This window comes from Frigoribacterium sp. Leaf164, from assembly GCF_001423665.1.
GTDB classification, from domain to species: Bacteria; Actinomycetota; Actinomycetes; order Actinomycetales; family Microbacteriaceae; genus Frigoribacterium; species Frigoribacterium endophyticum.
The window spans coordinates 611,377-628,946 of the sequence record NZ_LMOX01000003.1; the positions used below are offsets into that span (position 1 = coordinate 611,377).

Below are 17,570 nucleotides of genomic sequence, written 5' to 3' on the forward strand. Positions count from 1 at the left end.
CCATCCCCTCAGGGGGCGCGACCGCGCCGAGCGGCGACCGCCTCAGGCGACGAGCGCCGGGCGGCGGTCCTCCCGGGCCGAGCCGCCGTCCGCGGCGGCCGCCGCCTCGAGGTCCCGGGCCGCCCGGCCCTGCTGCTCCGCCCGGTCCGACGCGGCCAGCGCCGCGGCGCCCGGCAGGGCGAAGAAGAGCGACATCAGCACGCCGACCCCGAGCCAGACGACGAGGTCGAAGGAGGCGCCCATGCCGAGGAAGAGCACGACCACGGCACGGGTGAGGCGGTCGCCGCGGGCGAAGGTCACCACGGCGACGAGCAGGAAGACCGACAGCCCCAGCACCCCCGTGGTGCCGAGCAGGTACACGTAGAAGTTGTCGACGACCTCGAGCCCGAAGGTCAGTCGGATGTGCCCGTCACGGAACAGCCCGACCTCGCTGCCGAAGCCGGTGCCCCAGAGCGACTCCGCGAGCGGCCGGGCCAGCAGGGCGGGCACCGCCTGCACCGACTCGAGGCGGTGCACCCACGAGCCCGAGGCGAGCAGGTCGTCGACGATCTCGGAGAGGCCGAGGTCGAGCAGCAGCACCCCGCTGCCGACCACCGCCGCGATCGCGACGTTGCGCAGCCAGGCGGCGAGCCTCGACCGGAGGAGGAGGTGCACGCCGACGGCCACGACGAGGCAGGCCGCGATGCTCCTCGTGCCCGAGAGCAGCACGCCGCCCGCGCACACGGCGAGCAGGGCCCACCGGGCCCGGCGGGAGAGCTGCCACGGGTCGGCCCAGACGAGGAGGACGGCGAGCCCCTCGAGCAGGCCGAGGATGATCGGGTGGCCGAGGGTGCCCTGCACGCGGTCGACGGCGTCGCCGAGGAAGGGGTTGAGGCGCGTGCCGCCGCGGAGGCCCCACAGCAGCGGCTCGCCGACCGCCAGCTCGGCCAGGGCGATGCCGACCTGCACCACCGCGACCGCGACCACGGCGCCGAGCACGAGGTGCACCTCCCGACGGGTGAGCTGGCCGGCGACGAGCGCGACGACGACGGCGAGCCCGAAGTACGCGACGAGACGGGGCACCGAGTACGTCCCCGCGACGAGCGCGCCCACGGCGAGCCAGGCCCAGAGGCCGGAGACGAGCAGGAAGGGCACGCCGCCCACGCGACGCTCGAGACCGCCGCGCGCCACGGCCACGAGGAGGAGCACGGCCGAGAAGACGAAGCCGGCCACCCACGCGGCGGGCGGTGCGCTGTTGTTGCCGACGGCCACGACGACGGCGACGGTCACGGCGAGCGCCGCCGCGCGGACGCACCAGGCGGGCACGACGAGGAGGAAGACGGCGAGCACCAGCAGGCCGGCGCTCGCGAGCAGGAGGAGGGTCATCAGCATGGGGCGGTCTCCGTTCGGGAGGGGCCATCGCACCACGTCGCCCGGCCGCCGCCGGGCCCTCCGCCCGCCTCCGCGGGCCCGGGCGGCGCCCCTTCCACCCCGCGCTTCGCCCGGGGTGAGTCCCGGGATGAAGCGCCGTGCCCCCGCCCCCGTCAGAGCCCGGGGCGACGGGCGGAGGCGGTCGTCGCACCCCGCAGGATCACCGGGTGTCGATCACCCGAGGAGGACCCGTGACCCGCTCTGCCGCCCACCCGCCGACCCCGCACCGTCTCGACGTGCAGGGCCTCCGGGCCCTCGCCGTCGTCGCCGTCGTCGTCGCCCACGCCACCGACCGGCCGAGCGGCGGGTTCACCGGCGTCGACGTCTTCTTCGTGGTGAGCGGCTTCCTGATCACCGAGCTCCTCGTCCGCGAGCGGGCACGGACGGGGACGATCTCGCTCTCGATGTTCTACCGCCGCCGGGCACGGCGCATCCTGCCCGCCGCCCTCGTCGTGCTGGCCGCTACGGTCGCCGCGACGTTCGCCCTGTACGGCTCGGGCCGCGGCGGCGTCGTCCTCCGCGACGCCGCCGCCTCGCTCGGCTTCGTCGCCAACTGGCGGTTCGCCGCCACCGGCACCGACTACTTCACGGCCGACGGCCCCGTCTCGCCGCTCCAGCACTTCTGGTCGCTGGCGGTCGAGGAGCAGTTCTACGTCGTCTGGCCCCTGCTCGTGATCGGCGCCGTCGCGCTCGCGACGCGTCGTCGGCGCGGCGAGCTGGGCCTGCGGGCGCGCCTGTACGCCGGAGCGGCGATCGCGGTCGTGGGGGGCGCCTCCTTCGCGGTGGCCCTCGTGCAGTCGGCGTCGTCGCCGACCGTCGCCTACTTCTCGACCGCCACGCGAGCCTGGGAGCTCGCCCTCGGGGCCGGCCTCGCCCTCGCCGCGCCCGCCGTCGGCCGCCACCTGCCGGGCTGGTCACGCCCCGCCCTGGGCTGGGCCGGAGTCGCGGTGATCGTCGTCGGCTTCGCCACGGTCAGCGAGTCGGCCGGCTTCCCCGCCCCGGGCGCGCTGGTGCCGACCCTGGGCACGCTGCTCGTGCTCGCCGCCGGCATCGACCACCCGCAGCGCTCGCTGGTCGTGCTGACGAACCCGGTCTCGCGCGCGGTCGGCGACGCGTCGTACTCGATCTACCTCTGGCACTTCCCCGTCGTCGTGCTGTTCGCGCCCTACCTGCGCTTCCTGCTGGGAGACGCCGCTCCCGAGGCGCTAGTGACGACGCTCGTGCTCCTCGTCACCGCCGTGCTCTCGGCCGTGTCGCACCGCCTCGTCGAGCAGCCCGTGCTGCGCAGCTCGTGGCTGCTGCCCTCGACGGACCGCCGCCGGAGCGGTCGTCGCGCCGCCGCCTCCCGGCGCTCCCGGCCGCTCGTCGTGGCCGTGGCCGCGACGGTCGCCGTGCTCGCGGTCACGGGCACGGCGATCGCGTCGTCGGGCGGTGCGCCGGCCGACTCCGCCGCGCCGACCGCGGCCGTCGTGCCCGCCCCGCCCGAGGGCGAGGGGGGCGGCGCCCCGGAGGCCGGTGCCGCCCAGGCGCAGCTGACGGCCGAGATCTCCGCCGCGCTCGACGCCGAGAGCTGGCCCGAGGCGGTCGCCCCCGCCGCGGAGAGCGGCCGCGAGGGAGCCGCCCCGGGCAACGCGGGGCGCTGCGGGTCGGTGACGCTGCTGCCCGCCGCGGAGTGCACCTTCGGCGACCCCGACGCTCCCCGTCGGGCCGTGCTCGTCGGCGACTCGATCGCCCAGGCGTACGTGCCCGCCCTCGCCGAGATCGTCGGCACCGGGGAGTGGTCGCTGCGCATCGTGTCGATGTACGCCTGCCCGTTCGTCGACCTCGAGCTCTCGGACGACGCCGCCCGCGCGGCGGCCTGCCGCGACCGCCGCGAGACCGAGTACCGCGTGGTCGAGGAGACCCGGCCCGACGTCGTCTTCGTCGGCAACACCTTCACCCGCGAGGTCGACGCCGCCACCGGCCGCCAGGCCACCCTCGGCGCCTGGTCGGGCGCGTTCCGGTCGATGCTCGAGCGCCTCGGGGCCAGCGCCGGCCAGACCGTCGTCCTGTCGCCTCCCCCCGCCGGCTCCGACGTCCGGGAGTGCTTCAGCCAGTTCGCCGGGCCCGAGGCCTGCGTGAGCCGTGTCTCCGCGTCGAGCTGGCCCTCCATGGCCCAGGACCAGGTCGCGACCGCCGAGGCGGTCGGCGCCGTCTTCGTCGACGTGCGCCCGTGGTTCTGCGACGCGCAGGGCTCGTGCCCCGCCTTCGCCGGGGACACCCTGACGAAGAAGGACGCCCTGCACCCGACGAGCGACTGGATGCGCAAGATCACCCCGGTCGTGCGGGAGGCGCTGGTCGCCGAGGGGGTCGTCGGCCTGTGAGCCTCCTCGCCGCCGCCCCCGCCGCGCTCGCCGCCCCGCGCCCCGCACGCCCCGCCCCGCACCTCGCGCTCCGCTTCCGCCCCGACGTCGAGGGGCTCCGGGCGCTCGCCGTGCTGCTGGTGCTCGCCGACCACCTCGTCGGCGCCCCCTCCGGCGGGTTCGTCGGCGTGGACGTCTTCTTCGTCCTCTCCGGCTTCCTCATCACCGGGCTCCTGCTGCGGGAGGCCGAGACCACCGGGCGCGTCGACCTGCTGGCCTTCTACCTGCGGCGCACCCGCCGCATCGTGCCGGCCGCGCTGCTCGTCGTGGTCGTCACCGTCGTCGCGTCGGCCCTCGTCCTGCACCGCGTCGGCGCCCTCCGCGTGCTCGGCGACGGGGTCGCGTCGGTGCTCATGGTGCAGAACTGGCACCTGGTGCGACGCGGGGTGAGCTACTTCGGCGGCGACGGCACCGGCTCGCCCCTGCTGCACTACTGGTCGCTCGCCGTCGAGGAGCAGTTCTACGTGCTCTGGCCCTGGCTGTTCGTGGTCTGGGCCTGGTCGCGTCGGCGCTCGCGACGGCGCACCGCGGCCGGGTCGACGACGCCCCGCCCGGGCACCGGGCGCGGCGTGCTGCTGGCGGTCGTGCTCGCGGCGACCGCCGCCTCGTTCGGGGCCTCCGTCGCGGAGACCGAGCTGCGCCAGGGCTGGGCCTACTTCTCGTTCCAGTCGCGCGCCTGGGAGCTGGGCGTGGGGGCGGCCGTCGCCGTGGCGGCTCCCGCCCTCGCCCGGGCGGGCCGGGCAGGGCGCACCGTGCTCTGGTCGGGCGGCCTGCTCGCGATCCTCGCGTCGGCCGTGCTCGTCGGCCCCGAGCACGCCTTCCCCGGCGTCGCCGCGCTGCCGGTCGTGCTCGGCACCGCCGCCCTGCTCGCCTCGGGGGGCGCCTCCGGGGGGCGCCGGCTCGCCCCGGTCGTGCTGCTCGACAACCCGCCGATGCGCTGGCTCGGCCGCGTCTCGTACTCCCTCTACCTCTGGCACCTGCCCGTGTTCGTGCTGCTCTCGGCCGTGTGGCCCGACCGCGGCCTCGCCGTCGCGGGGCTCGCGGCCACGCTGTCGGTCGGCCTCGCCGCCCTCACCCACCGGTTCGTCGAGCAGCCCCTCCGCCACGGCGCCGTCGGTCGGCGTGGCCGCTCGGCCGACCCCCGGGCGGAGTCGCGGGCCGAGTCGCGCGCGGAGGCCCGGACGGAGGCGCGGCCCCGGTCGCACGGCCTCCTGGCCGGGACGACGGTGGCGGTGGCGGTGCTCGGCCTCTCCGCCGTGCAGCTCGTCGGCCCGGCGACGTTCCCGCTGCCCGCGCGGGCTCCCGCGGAGCGTGCCGCCGCCGCGCCGTTCCCCGACGAGGCCGCCCTGCGCGCCGCCGTGCAGGAGGCGGCGGACGCGGAAGGCTGGCCGGCCCTCTCGCCGTCGCCGGACGACGTGTCGCTGGCCGACGGCGCGGCCGCCTCGGCCGGCCCCGGCTGCCTCGTCGACCCGGTGGGCGCCTCCCCCCGGTCCGTGGCGGAGGCCGCGGCGGCCTGCACCGCGGGCCCCGAGCACGCCGAGCGCACCGCCGTCGTGCTCGGCGACTCCATCGCGACCAGCTGGCTGCCGGGGATCACCGGCGCGCTGGTGCCGGAGGGCTGGCGGGTGGTCGGCCAGGGCCTGCAGAGCTGCCCCGCCGTCGACGTGCGCACGACCGACCGGCTCGAGCGCGCCTCCTTCGCCGACGACTGCGCGGCCGCCCGCGACGCCGCCGTGGAGCGCGTGGTCGCCGAGGCCCCCGACCTCGTCGTGCTGTCGAGCTCCCTCGGCGCGTACCAGCGGCTGACCGGGCGGGGGGACGAGGCCGACGCGGCGGGAGCCTGGCGGGAGGGCACGGCCCGCACCGTGGCCGAGCTCGCGGCGGCCGGCGCGACCGTCGTCGTGCTCAGCTCGCCGCCCGAGTCCGCACCCGCCGCGGAGTGCGCCGTGCGCCCCCGGGGGCCCGCGACGTGCCTCAGCACGCCCTCCCGCGCGTGGGTCGACAAGACGGCCGCGGAGCAGGAGGCCGTGGCCGGCCTCGCCGACGGCTCGACGCCCGGGGCGCCGCTGCGCGCCCGGTTCGTCGACACGGCGCCCTGGACGTGCACGGACGAGCTGCGCTGCCCGGCCTTCGTCGGCGACGGCCTGGTCAAGGTCGACGCCGGGCACCTCGCCGAGCGGTGGTCGGCCTCGCTGGCGCTCGTCCTCCGGGCGGCCCTGCTCGACGGGGCGGGGGACGCCCGGTGAGCGGGCTGACGACGGGGCCCGACGCGGTCGGCCCGGCAGGCGACGAGGGCCCCGGGGCGCCGCTCCGCGTGGTCCACGTGCTCGACTCGTTCACAGCCGGCGGCGCCCAGGCGGTCGCCGTGCAGCTGAGCGCCTGGCTCGCCGCACGCGGCGCCGAGGCGCACCTGCTCGGCGTCGACGGCCCGCTGGCCGCGGACGCGCGGCGGTCCCTCGGGCCCGCGCGCGTGCACGTCCGCCCCGGGACGGTCGCCGTCGGGGGCTCCGTCGGGCGTTTCGTCGCGGGCCTGCGCGCACTCGACCGGGCCTGCCGCGAGGTCCGCCCCCACGTCCTCCACGCGCACCAGCGCCGCGAGGCCCTGCAGTGCCTCCTCGTCGGCGCGCGGCACGGCGTGCCCGTCGTCGAGCACGCCCACACCTACCTGCCCCGCGCCGGCCTCCGGGCGTTGTCGTTCCGGAGCGCCGCCGTGTTCGCGGTCAGCGACCACGTCGGGGCGATGATCGCCGACCGGTTCGGTCGTCGGGACGGCGTCCTCGTCGTCGGCAACGCACCGGCCCGGACGACAGACCGGCCCGTGCTGCCCGTCCCGCCGCCGGGCGGCCGCCCCCTGCGGATCGTCGGCCTGGGCCGGCTCGTCGAGCAGAAGGACCCGCTCCGCTTCGTCCGCGTGGTGGCGGCGGCGGCCCGGGTCGTCGACGTCGAGGCGGTGTGGCACGGCGACGGTCCCCTGCTCGACGAGGCCCGGGCGCTCGCCTCCCGCCTCGGGGCGCCCGTCGTCTTCGCCGGCCACGCCGACGACGTGCCGGCGAGGATCGACGCGGCCGACGCCCTCCTCATGACCTCGGCCTGGGAGGGGCTCCCCCTCGTGGTGCTCGAGGCCTTCGCACGGCACCGGCCGGTCGTCGCGACGGCGGCCTCGGGCGCGCCCGGCGCGCTGGGCGACGGCCGCGCGGTGGTCGTGCCCGACGACGCCGACGACGAGACCGCGGCCCGCCTGCTGACCACCGCCCTCGCCGACCGGACGAGGACGACCGAGCAGGTCTCCCTCGCCGCCGGGTGGCTGGCCCGCCGGGCCACCCCCGACGCCGTCTTCGGCCCCGTGCTGCGGACCTACGATGAACTGCGGCGCCGCGCCGCACCGAGAGGGCGACGACCGTGAGCCACCAGACCGACCCCGCCCTCCTCGACGCCCTCGACGCCCTGACCGTCACCGCGATCGGCTGCCGGGTGGTGGTCGGGCTCGTGGGCCTCGACGCCGGGCAGCGCGCCGACCTCGCGACGTCGTGGGCGTGGTGCGAGCCCGTCCTCGAGCGTCGACCCCGCTCGGAGTGCGACGCCGTGGCCGTGCTGCGCGGCGACGGCGACGCCCCGGCGGGCGCCGACTCCGACGCACACGCCGACGCGCCCACCCTCGTCGTGGCCGACGCGCTCGACCAGCTCACGGAGACCGTCACGACCGTGGTCACGCAGCTCGCCATCGACCAGCGCCGCGACGACCTCCTCCTGCTGCACGCGGGCGGCGTCGCCGACCCCGTCACGGGCGCCGTCGTCGCGTACGTGGCCCCGTCCGGGCACGGCAAGACGACGGCCTCCCGCGCCCTCGGCCGCACCCTCGGCTACGTGACCGACGAGACCGTCGCCGTCGGCGACGACGGCCTCGTGGTGCGCTACCCCAAGCCCCTCTCGGTGCGGGGCCCGGCCGCGCCGGGGGCGTCTCGGCCCAAGGCGCAGGTCTCGCCCGACGCGGCGGGGCTCCGACGGGCCCCCGACGGGCCCCTGACGCTCGCTCGCGTGGTGCTGCTCGACCGTGACCCCGCCGCGACCGAGGTGACGGTCGGCCCGATCGGCCTCGCCGAGGCCGCCGCCCGGCTCTTCCCGCAGATCAGCTACCTCGGCGCCCGCGCCCGCCCGCTGCGCCGGCTGCAGGCCCTGCTCGAGCGCACCGGCGGCCTGGTCGTCGTGCGCTACGCCGAGGCAACGACCCTCGAACCGGCCGTGCGCGAGCTGCTCGCCGTGTCGGCACCGGCCGCGACGCCGGGGGGCGAGGGCCCCGGGGAGGCGACGGTCGGGCTCGACGCGCACCGCGCCTCCCCGGGGGCGCCGGGCCCGACGCACGGCGGGGGCGTCCTCGTCGCGACGGCGGTGGACGACTGGGTGGCGGACGCCGGCTCCGTCGTGGTGCTGCACCGCGACTCCCTGCGGACCCTCTCGGGCATCGGCGTCGCCGTGTGGCACGCGGCCCGGGCCGGCCGCACGCTCGACGAGTCCGTGGCCGCCGTCGTGCGCGAGCACGGCCTGCCGGGCGACGGGCCCGAGGCGGTCGCCCGGGCCCGCGAGCTCGTGCTGGCCGCCGTCGCCGAGCTCGTCGCCGCCGGCCTCGTGCGTCAGCGCTGACCGGGCGGCCGCGACCGCGGCCCCGTCAGCGTCAGCGTCAGCGCCAGCGGCCCCGTCAGCGTCAGCGTCAGCGTCAGCGGCGAGCGCCGCGGCGACGCCCGACGGCCGCCGTCACGGCCGCGGCGAGCGCGTCGTCGAGCCCCCGGAACTCGGCGCGCACGTAGGCGTCCAGTCGTGCACGGGCCCCGCCGACCGCGCCCGGGCGCCGGTCGGCCAGACCCTCGACCACCCGCGCCAGCGCCTCCGGATCGGCGGCGGGCACGGTCACCAGCTGTCCGCCGACGAGGTCGCGGAGCTCGTCGAGCGCCGCGCTCTCGCGCGTGACGACGACGCGCCCGGCCGCGAGCCCCTGCCAGACCTTGTTGGCGATCACCGAGCCGGCCTTCTCGGAGTCGCCGAACAGGCCGAGCACGACGTCGTGCTCGCCGATCAGCTCGCCGAGGCGCTCCGGGCTCGTGGCCGGCAGGAAGGCGACGCGGTCGCCGACGCCGAGCTCCGCCGCGAGGGCCGCGGCGTCGGCCTCGCCCCCGGCCCGGTCGGCGCTGCCGACGACGGTCAGGGCGACGTCGGCCCGTCGCGTCGCCGCGAACCCGCGGACGATCGTGGGCACGCCGTGCAGGGGCAGGAACGACCCGTAGAAGAGCAGGCGGAGGCGCGGGTCGCCCCTCAGGGGCCGCTCGCGCGCCCAGGTCGGCGCTCCCACCGGCAGCGACAGGACGGTCGCGCGCGGGTGCCGCCGGCCGAGGTGCTCGGCCCGCACCCGCGTGTCGACGAGCGCGACGTCGGCGGCGCGGACGGCGACCCGGTCGACGAGCGCCCAGAGCAACGCGCGCGGAGACCACGGGGCCCGGAAGCCCTGGTCGCCCACGAGGGTCTCGTGCTTGCCGATGAACACGTCGACGACCAGGGGCAGGCGGCGCACCCGGGCGACGGCCCACGCCGCGGCGACGAAGTCGAGCGACATCTCGGAGACGAGCACGACGTCCGCCGCCCGCGAGCGCACGACGAGCGCCCGGAGGTCGACGAGGTGGCGTCGGGGGCCGCGCGCCCGCTCGTGGAGGTCGACGCGGTGGCCGCGGGCCTCGAGGTGCTCGCGCACCCGCACGTTGCGGGGGTAGCCCGGGTCGTGGACGCGCCACTGGAGCACCCGGAGCCCGGCTCCGGTCGCCGCGCCGTGCGCGTCGCCGCCCGCCCCCGCGGCGCCGAGGGCGCGCGCTGCCGAGCGTCCGCGCCGCTCCGCGACGGCCCGCCCGAGCGACCGCAGCTGCACGACGAGCACGGCCGCCTCGGCGACCACCTCGCCCGCGAGGGCACCGACGACGCCGCCCTGGTGGCCCAGCAGCAGGATGAGCGGAACGCCGACGAGCGCCCCGACGAGCGCGCTCCGCGCGAGACCCCGCACCTCCCCCACCACGACGAGCGCGATGCCGCCGACCGCCCGCGACAGGCTCACGACCACGACGAGGGTCGCGCTGATCGCGGCCTCGCGGTGGCCGAGCGTCGCGACGCCGGAGAACACGACGGCCGACAGCCACGGGCCGGCCACGGTCAGCACGACGCCCGCCGCGGCCCCGACCAGGCCGTTCACGACGATCGCGACGCGGGCACGGTCGAGCCGGTGCTCGACGCCGGCCGGGGCCCCGACCCAGCCCTGGAGCGCGTTCGGCACGGCCTGCAGGCCGGAGAGGAGCATGCGCTGCAGCCGCTCCGCCGCGGCGAAGACGGCGGTCACCGAGGTGCCCGCCACCGCGCCGACGAGCACCACCGGGAGGGCGATGTAGGCGGCGCTCAGCGCGCGCCCGGTGAGCGCGTGGCGTTGCCCGGCGAGGGCGCCGAGCACGCGCCGGGGCGTCAGCCCGGCCGCGTGACGGGGCCGCACCCCGACGACCGCGAGCCCGACGACCGGGCAGACGACCGAGGGCAGCAGGCACGCGGCGACGAACCACCAGAGCGAGCCGCCGAGCGACACGGCCAGGGCCGCGACCACCATCGCGGCGATGCGCGGCCCCGCCTCGACGGCGAGCACGAGCGACGGGCGCCCCGTGCCGATGAAGAGCCAGGTGGCGTTGAGGCTGCTGAGGGCGCCGCCCGCCGCGATCAGCAGCGCCTCGACGGGGTGGCGGGGCACGAGCAGGGCGACGGCGAGGGCGACCACCGCGAGCGTCGGCACCGCCGCGACGAGCTTGGTCGCCGTCACGAGCGCGAGGAGGCGACGGCGCGCCTCCGGGCCCTGTCGCGCCGCCCGCTGGGTGCCGGTGAGGCCCCAGCCGAGCTCGACGACGACGGCCGCGGCGGCGCCGAGCGACTGGGCCACCGCGACGCTGACCCACGCCCCCTGCCCGAAGGCGGCCGTGATCGCGGGGAGGACGAGCAGGGGCGCGACGGCGGTGAGCAGCGGCAGGGCGACGAAGCCGCCGAGCCGGGCCGCGGCGGACGAGACCGGGCCGCGCGCCCCTCCGCGCCCGGGAGCGGGCGGGTGAGGTGCAGGAGGCGCGGCGGGCGCGGGACGGTCGGCGGCGGTCGGGTCGGGCATCGGGGCACCTCGGTCGGGGACGGTCCTCGGCGGGACGGGACGGAGCAGGACTCCCAGGGTGCGACTCCCCCGTCGCGCGCCCGGGGGGCTCGGGCCTGGCCCCGCGGCCCCGGCCCCGCGACCTCACCCCGGCCTTCACCCCGGGACGCCGCGAGCCCCCCACCCGGGTCGGGCAGGGGGCTCGGGTCGCGCCGAGGCCGCGGTGGCGGCGGGTGGGCGGGGAGGGCGGCCTACGCGGGCACGGTGCCCGCGAACAGGTGCGTGCTGCCGTCGGGGGCGCCGCCGATGGCCGTGGCCGGCACGACGGTCGGGTTCGCCCCGCTGCCGAGCTGCCACGCGCCGCGGTTGTCGGTCGCGATGTACGAGTGGCCCCAGACCTCACCGGTCGCGGTCACCATCGTGTAGGCGATCTGCGGGTCCTCGCCGGCGCGGTGGGCGCTGGCCGCCGAGATGCCGACGACGGCGCCCGTCGCGCCCTCGGCCTTGCGCGCGATCGGGTCGAAGCCGTCGCCGTACGACCAGGCACGCCAGAGCTGGCCGCCCTTGGCGTAGTAGTGCACGCTGCCCGTCGCGTTGCCGCCGATCGCCGTCGCGGGCCGCACGGCGCCGTCCACGCCCGTGTCCTGGAGCTCCCAGGGCACCTCGTTCGCGAGCGTGCTCGCCGAGGCCCACAGCTGGCCGGTGCTGGTGATCGCCGTGGCCGCGAGCTGGCCGGCCATCTCCGGGTGGTAGGCGTTGACCGCGTCGATCTGCACGACGGCGCCGTCGACGCCCTCGAGCTGGCGCTCGGGCGAAGCCGCGGACGCCCCGGTGTTCGTGACGAGCCAGAGCTGGCCGTCCTTCACGTAGCGGTGCTGGCTCGTGCCGCCGGGGCCGCCGACCGTGGTGGCCGGGCGGACCGACGACGAGGCGCCGGTGTCGACGAGCCGCTCGCTCGTGCCGGTGTTGAACGACGCGCGCGCCCAGACCTGCCCGGTGCTCGTGACGGCCGTGAAGGCCAGGGTGGTCGTCGCCCCCGAGAAGTGGCCGTTCGCGGCGGAGACCTGGGTCACCGAGCCGGTCGCGCCGGTGAGGAGGCGGTTCGGCCCCGCGCCGGTGCCGGCACCGCCGTACCACCACAGCTGGCCGTCCTTCACGTAGAGGTGGTAGCTCCAGCTGCCCGTGTTGCCGATGGCCGTGGCGCCCTCGACCGCGGGGTCGGCCCCGGTGTCGACGAGGCCCCAGCCGGCGGCGGCGCCCCGGGTCGCGCCCAGCGCCCAGACCTCGCCGGTCGTGGTGACCGCCGTGTAGGCGACCTGGCCCGGCTGGCCGGGCAGGGTCACGGTCGCGGCGGAGACGTGCGCGATGTTCCCCGTCGCGTCGGGGATCTGTCGGGCGGCCGGCTGGTCGCCCGTGCCCGCCGTGACGGGGACGAGGAAGAGGCCCTCCTGCACGACCGTGACGGTGGCGGTGACGGGCGCGACGCCGGCGACCGTGGCCGTGAGGGTGACGACGCCTCCCTCGGCGGCGCTCGCGACGAGGCCGGTGGCGACCGCGACTCCCGCGGCGTTCGTCACCGTCGTCCAGGTGGTCGAGCCGCCGAACGAGGCGGGGCCGGTGACGGTGAAGGTGACGGTCTCGTTCGCGAGCGGGACCCCGTTCTGCGAGAGCACGAGCACGCTGGCGTCCGACAGGTCGGAGCCGAGCGCCCGCGGCAGCTCGTTCGAGAAGCCGATGGTGGCGCGGGCGTTCGACGACGCCGCGTGGGCGGGGGTCGCGAGGGCGATGCTCACGACGGGCACGGCCCAGGCCGCGGCGGTGACGACGGAGCGGCGCGAGGGCCCGGCGTGCCCCTCGACGACGGACGGCGGGGCGGCCGGGTTCACGGGCAGGGAGCGATGACGATCGGTCACGGTGGGGGTCCTCTTCGTAAGGGGGGGTCGACGACGACCAGACGTCTCCCGTCTGGCTCGTGTCGGCACCCTGACCCCTCCGCCGGGGTCCGTCACCGCGACTCCCGCGCCCCCGCACCGTCGGCGCACCGACATTTCACCCGCTCCGTCACCTGGCGGCGACCCGCGGACGGCAGGAGTCGCGGCGCCGGCAGCGGGGCACGGTCAGGCGCGCGGCGGCCCCGCGCTCTCGCGGACGACCAGGTGGGTCGGCACGATGCGGTCGGCCGACGGCTCCTGCCCCTCGAGCATCTCGAGCAGCACGTGCATCGACCGCAGCCCGATCTCGCCGAAGTTCTGGTGCACGGTCGTCAGCGGCGGCCAGAACGAGCCGGACTCCTCCGTGTCGTCGAACCCGACCACGCTGACGTCGCCGGGGATGGAGCGGCCGAGCTCGTGCAGCGCGTGCATCACGCCGAGCGCCATCTGGTCGTTCGCCGCCACGACGCCCGTGACGTCGTCGCGACGACCGATCTCGAGCCCGATGCGGTAGCCGGAGGCGGTGGTCCAGTCCCCGCCGAGGGGCGCCTCCGGCTCGAGCCCGGCGTCGCGCATCGTGTCGAGCCACGAGGTCGCGCGGCGCGTGGCCGAGTACGAGGTGGCGGGCCCGGCCACGTGCACGACGCGGGTGTGGCCGAGGTCGAGCAGGTGCTGCGTGGCCAGGCGCATGCCCTGCTCCTGGTCGGTGTCGACGACGACGTAGGGGTCGCCGGCGTCGGAGTCGATGATGACGACGGGCAGGCCGACCGGGACGATGAGGTCGGCGCGGTCGAGCATCTGCGCCTCGATGATGATGACGACCCCGTCGACCGCCTCCTCCTGCAGGCGGCTGAACGCGCCCGCCACCTCGCCCTCGGTGGGGTGCGCGACCGGCATCAGGGTGATCGTGTAGCCCGCGCCCGAGGCGGCCGTGACGATGGCGTCGAGGGTCTTCATGTTGCCGAGGGTCGAGAGCGTGAACATGATCACGCCGATGCTGCGGAAGCGCCCGGTCTTCAGCGCCCGGGCGGCGCTGTTCGGCCGGTAGCCGAGCTCGGCCATCGCGTCGAGCACCCGCTGACGCGTGCCCGCCTCGACGTTGGCGGCGCCGTTCGAGACCCTCGAGACCGTCTGCGACGACACGCCGGCGCGCGCCGCGACGTCCGCCATCGAGACGGTGCGCGTGCGGGAGGGGCGCCGACTGCTCGACTTGACGATCGGCGTCGAAGGTGTCATGGTTGCGAGCATCCCAGATGTTTACGCAAACACCCAATCAGTGGCTGCGAGACGAACCCCGACGAAGTGGATGGACATGACGACGTTGTCGACACCGGCAGCCCGGCCGAGGGCCGAGGCAGCCCCGAGCTCCGTGGGCGGCGGCGCCCCGATCCGTCGCGACAAGCGTCGCTGGACGGGCTGGGGCTTCGTCCTCCCCTTCCTCGCCGTCTTCCTCGTGGTGCTCGTCGCCCCGGTCGTCTACGCGATCTACCTCAGCCTGTTCCAGGAGAAGATGATCGGCGGCAACGCCTTCGTCGGCATCGCGAACTACGCGCAGGCGCTCAGCGACCCGAACTTCTGGGACGCCCTCGGCCGCGTCGCGCTCTTCCTCGTCGTGCAGGTGCCGATCATGCTGATCATCGCCCTGGTCGCCGCGCTGGCCCTCGACTCGGCCCGGCTGCACCTCACGTCGTTCTTCCGCATCGCGATCTTCCTGCCCTACGCCGTCCCCGCCGTGGTCGCCGCCCTCATGTGGGGCTTCATCTACGGCAACCGCTTCGGGCTCGTCGGCAACCTCGAGGACCTCACGGGGTGGGCCCTCCCCGACCTGCTCTCGCAGGGCTGGATCCTCGCGTCGATCGGCAACATCGTCACGTGGGAGTTCGTCGGCTACAACATGCTGCTGTTCTACGCCGCCCTCCGCGTCATCTCGCCCGACCTCTACGAGGCCGCCGAGCTCGACGGCGCCGGCCCGCTCCGCATCGTGAAGAACATCAAGCTGCCCGCGATCCGCGGGGCCATCGTGATCGGCATCATCTTCTCGATCATCGGCAGCTTCCAGCTCTTCAACGAGCCGAACATCCTGCAGACGCTCGCGCCGAACTCGATCAGCACGTACTTCACCCCGAACATGTACGCCTACAACCTCTCGTTCGCAGGCCAGCAGTTCAACTACTCCGCCGCGATCGCGATCATCATGGGCGTCCTGACGATGGTCGTCGCCTACGTGGTCCAGCTCGTCGGCTCGCGGAAGGACGCCTGACCATGTCGACCCTCACCGGTTCCCCCCTCGCGGCGCCCGACGCCGGCACCCCGACCGTCACCCCCACGCGCGAGACGCGCGACCGCAAGCGCCGCGCCGGCGCCCCGCGCGACAAGCGCAGCGTGCTGCTCACGCTCGTCATGGCGCTGCTGCTCATCTACTCGGTGCTGCCCCTCTTCTGGCTCCTGGTCAACTCGACCAAGACGCAGGAGGCCCTCTTCAGCTCGTTCGGGCTCTGGTTCAGCGGCGACTTCGCCCTCTTCGACAACATCGCGGGCGTCTTCACCTACGGCGACGGCGAGTTCATCCGCTGGCTCGGCAACACGCTCCTCTACGTCGTCGTCGGCGCCGGCGGCGCCACGCTGCTCGCCACCCTGGCCGGCTACGGGCTGGCCAAGTTCGACTTCCCCGGGAAGAAGGCGGTCTTCGCCGTCGTGCTCGGCGCCGTGGCCATCCCCGGCACGGCCCTGGCCGTCCCGACCTTCCTGATGTTCAGCCAGATGGGCCTGACGAACACCCCGTGGGCGATCATCCTGCCCTCCCTGATCAGCCCCTTCGGCCTGTACCTGATCTGGACGTACGCGGTCGACTCCGTGCCGAACGAGATCCTCGAGGCCGCCCGGATGGACGGCTCCAGCGAGGTGCGCACCTTCTTCACGATCAGCCTGCGCCTCCTCAGCCCCGGCCTCATCACGGTGCTGCTGTTCTCGATCGTCGCGACCTGGAACAACTACTTCCTGCCGCTGATCATGCTGAGCGACTCGCGCTGGTACCCGCTGACGGTCGGCCTGAACCAGTGGAACGCCCAGTCGACCACCGTCGGCGGCGACCCGATCTACAACCTCGTCATCACCGGGTCGTTCCTCGCGATCATCCCGATCGTGGTCGCGTTCCTCTTCCTCCAGCGCTACTGGCAGTCCGGCCTGTCGGCCGGCGGCGTCAAGGCCTGACGCCGTCGCGACCCGCGCCTCCCTCGTCCTCCCCCCTGCACCACCACCCGCACCATCACCCGCACCATCACCACGGCACCACCTCCACGATGAAGTGAAAGGCACCACAATGTCCCGTTCCCTCCCCCGCTCCGCCAAGCGCGCCATCGCGCTGGGCCTGGGCGTCGTCCTGGCCGGCTCGCTCGCGGCCTGCTCCTCCGGCTCCGGCGGCGGCTCGAGCCCCGACACGGCGTCGGCCGACGAGCTCGCCGCGGCCCTGACGGAGAAGTCGACGATCACCGTCTGGGCCTGGGCCCCGGCCGTCGAGCCCATCGCCGAGGCCTTCGAGGCCAAGTACCCCGACATCACCGTCGACGTGCAGAACGTCGGCACCGGCGCCGACCAGTACACCAAGCTGCAGAACGCCATCAAGGCCGGCAAGGGCGCGCCCGACGTGGCCCAGGTCGAGTACTTCGCGATCCCGCAGTTCTCGCTCAGCGACTCGCTGGCCGACCTGAGCGGCTTCGGCTACGACGACCTCGAGGACGACTTCACCGCCTCCACCTGGAACTCCGTCACCGACGGCGACGCCGTCTACGCGCTCCCCCAGGACTCCGGCCCCATGGCGATGTTCTACCGCCAGGACGTCTTCGACAAGTACGGCATCGCCGTGCCGACGACGTGGGACGAGTACGTCGCGGCCGCCGAGACCATGCACTCGGCCGATCCGAACCAGTTCATCACCAGCGACACCGGCGACGCCGGCTTCACCACCAGCATGATCTGGCAGGCCGGCGGTCAGCCGTACAAGGTCGACGGCGAGACGGTCTCGATCGACCTGCAGGACGAGGGCGCGAAGAAGTGGACCTCGACCTGGAACACGCTGGTCGAGAACGGCTCGCTCGCGCAGACCCCCGGCTGGACGGACGAGTGGTTCCGCGGCCTCAGCGACGGCTCGATCGCCACGCTGCTGACGGGCGCCTGGATGCCCGGCAACCTCGAGGCGCAGGCCGCCGAGGGCTCCGGCCAGTGGCGCGTCGCCCCCATGCCCCAGTACACCGCGGGCGACACCGCGACCGCCGAGAACGGCGGATCGTCCATCGCCGTGATGGAGCAGTCGTCGAACAAGCTCGTCGCGGCGGAGTTCACCAAGTTCGCGACCGCGGAGGAGGAGGGCAAGCAGATCTCGTTCGACGCCGGCGGGTTCCCCTCGACCACGTCCGACCTGAACGACCCGGCCTTCCTCGCCGAGGCCCCCGAGTACTTCGGCGGCCAGAAGATCAACGAGGTCCTGTCGCAGGCCGCCGCCGACGTGGTGCCCGACTGGCAGTACCTGCCCTTCCAGGTCTACGCGAACAGCATCTACAGCGACAGCGCGTCGTCGGCCTACTCGAACGGCACCTCGCTCGACCCCGTCCTCGAGGCGTGGGGCAAGGCGTCCGCCGACTACGGCACGCAGCAGGGCTTCGACGTCACCACGAAGTAACG

11 protein-coding genes are annotated in these 17,570 nt (G+C 75.7%); 7 read left to right on the forward strand and 4 right to left on the reverse strand.

Annotated elements, in window-relative coordinates:
* Positions 1 to 42 precede the first annotated feature (42 nt).
* Positions 43 to 1,371, reverse strand: a complete 1,329-nt coding sequence (locus ASF82_RS10825; RefSeq protein ID WP_056056904.1) for an O-antigen ligase — start codon at positions 1,369 to 1,371, stop codon at positions 43 to 45.
* 230 nt (positions 1,372 to 1,601) lie between these two features.
* Here ASF82_RS10825 and ASF82_RS10830 point away from each other — a divergent pair, with 230 nt between their 5' ends.
* From ASF82_RS10830 to ASF82_RS10845, 4 genes are read left to right on the forward strand one after another with little or no spacing between them, the layout of a single operon-like run.
* Entirely contained in the window at positions 1,602 to 3,773 is a 2,172-nt protein-coding gene (locus ASF82_RS10830) for an acyltransferase family protein (RefSeq protein WP_162240273.1), read from the forward strand.
* Positions 3,770 to 6,058: an acyltransferase family protein gene (locus tag ASF82_RS15930; protein ID WP_056056908.1), complete on the forward strand. Its 2,289-nt coding sequence runs from the start codon at positions 3,770 to 3,772 to the stop codon at positions 6,056 to 6,058. Before ASF82_RS10830 ends, ASF82_RS15930 begins: the two co-directional genes overlap by 4 nt.
* On the forward strand, positions 6,055 to 7,215 hold the full coding sequence (locus tag ASF82_RS15935; RefSeq protein ID WP_056056910.1) for a glycosyltransferase: 1,161 nt from the start codon (positions 6,055 to 6,057) through the stop codon (positions 7,213 to 7,215). Before ASF82_RS15930 ends, ASF82_RS15935 begins: the two co-directional genes overlap by 4 nt.
* Positions 7,212 to 8,450 (forward strand): hypothetical protein, encoded by a 1,239-nt coding sequence (locus tag ASF82_RS10845; protein WP_056056912.1) that lies wholly within the window; start codon positions 7,212 to 7,214, stop codon positions 8,448 to 8,450. Before ASF82_RS15935 ends, ASF82_RS10845 begins: the two co-directional genes overlap by 4 nt.
* 73 nt (positions 8,451 to 8,523) lie before the next feature.
* Here the strand turns inward: ASF82_RS10845 and ASF82_RS10850 are convergent, their stop codons facing one another.
* The 3 genes from ASF82_RS10850 to ASF82_RS10860 all read right to left on the reverse strand — a co-directional run bounded on the left by ASF82_RS10850 (position 8,524) and on the right by ASF82_RS10860 (position 14,129).
* Positions 8,524 to 10,983, reverse strand: coding sequence for a polysaccharide biosynthesis C-terminal domain-containing protein (locus ASF82_RS10850; RefSeq protein ID WP_056056914.1), 2,460 nt, complete (start codon positions 10,981 to 10,983; stop codon positions 8,524 to 8,526).
* Between the two features lie 230 nt (positions 10,984 to 11,213).
* Positions 11,214 to 12,875 (reverse strand): hypothetical protein, encoded by a 1,662-nt coding sequence (locus tag ASF82_RS10855; protein ID WP_156370084.1) that lies wholly within the window; start codon positions 12,873 to 12,875, stop codon positions 11,214 to 11,216.
* 204 nt (positions 12,876 to 13,079) lie between these two features.
* Positions 13,080 to 14,129: a LacI family DNA-binding transcriptional regulator gene (locus tag ASF82_RS10860; RefSeq protein WP_056056918.1), complete on the reverse strand. Its 1,050-nt coding sequence runs from the start codon at positions 14,127 to 14,129 to the stop codon at positions 13,080 to 13,082.
* A 76-nt stretch (positions 14,130 to 14,205) separates the two neighbouring features.
* Between ASF82_RS10860 and ASF82_RS10865 the strand changes: the two genes are divergently transcribed.
* From ASF82_RS10865 to ASF82_RS10875, 3 genes are all read left to right on the forward strand, one after another.
* Positions 14,206 to 15,153, forward strand: coding sequence for a carbohydrate ABC transporter permease (locus ASF82_RS10865; RefSeq protein ID WP_056058994.1), 948 nt, complete (start codon positions 14,206 to 14,208; stop codon positions 15,151 to 15,153).
* Positions 15,154 to 15,155: 2 nt separating this feature from the next.
* Complete coding sequence (locus tag ASF82_RS10870; protein ID WP_056056922.1) at positions 15,156 to 16,103, forward strand: carbohydrate ABC transporter permease; 948 nt, start codon at positions 15,156 to 15,158, stop codon at positions 16,101 to 16,103.
* A gap of 109 nt (positions 16,104 to 16,212) precedes the next feature.
* Positions 16,213 to 17,568 carry an ABC transporter substrate-binding protein gene (locus ASF82_RS10875; protein ID WP_156370088.1) on the forward strand — a complete coding sequence of 452 codons (1,356 nt, stop codon included), beginning with the start codon at positions 16,213 to 16,215 and terminating at the stop codon, positions 17,566 to 17,568.
* Positions 17,569 to 17,570 lie beyond the last annotated feature (2 nt).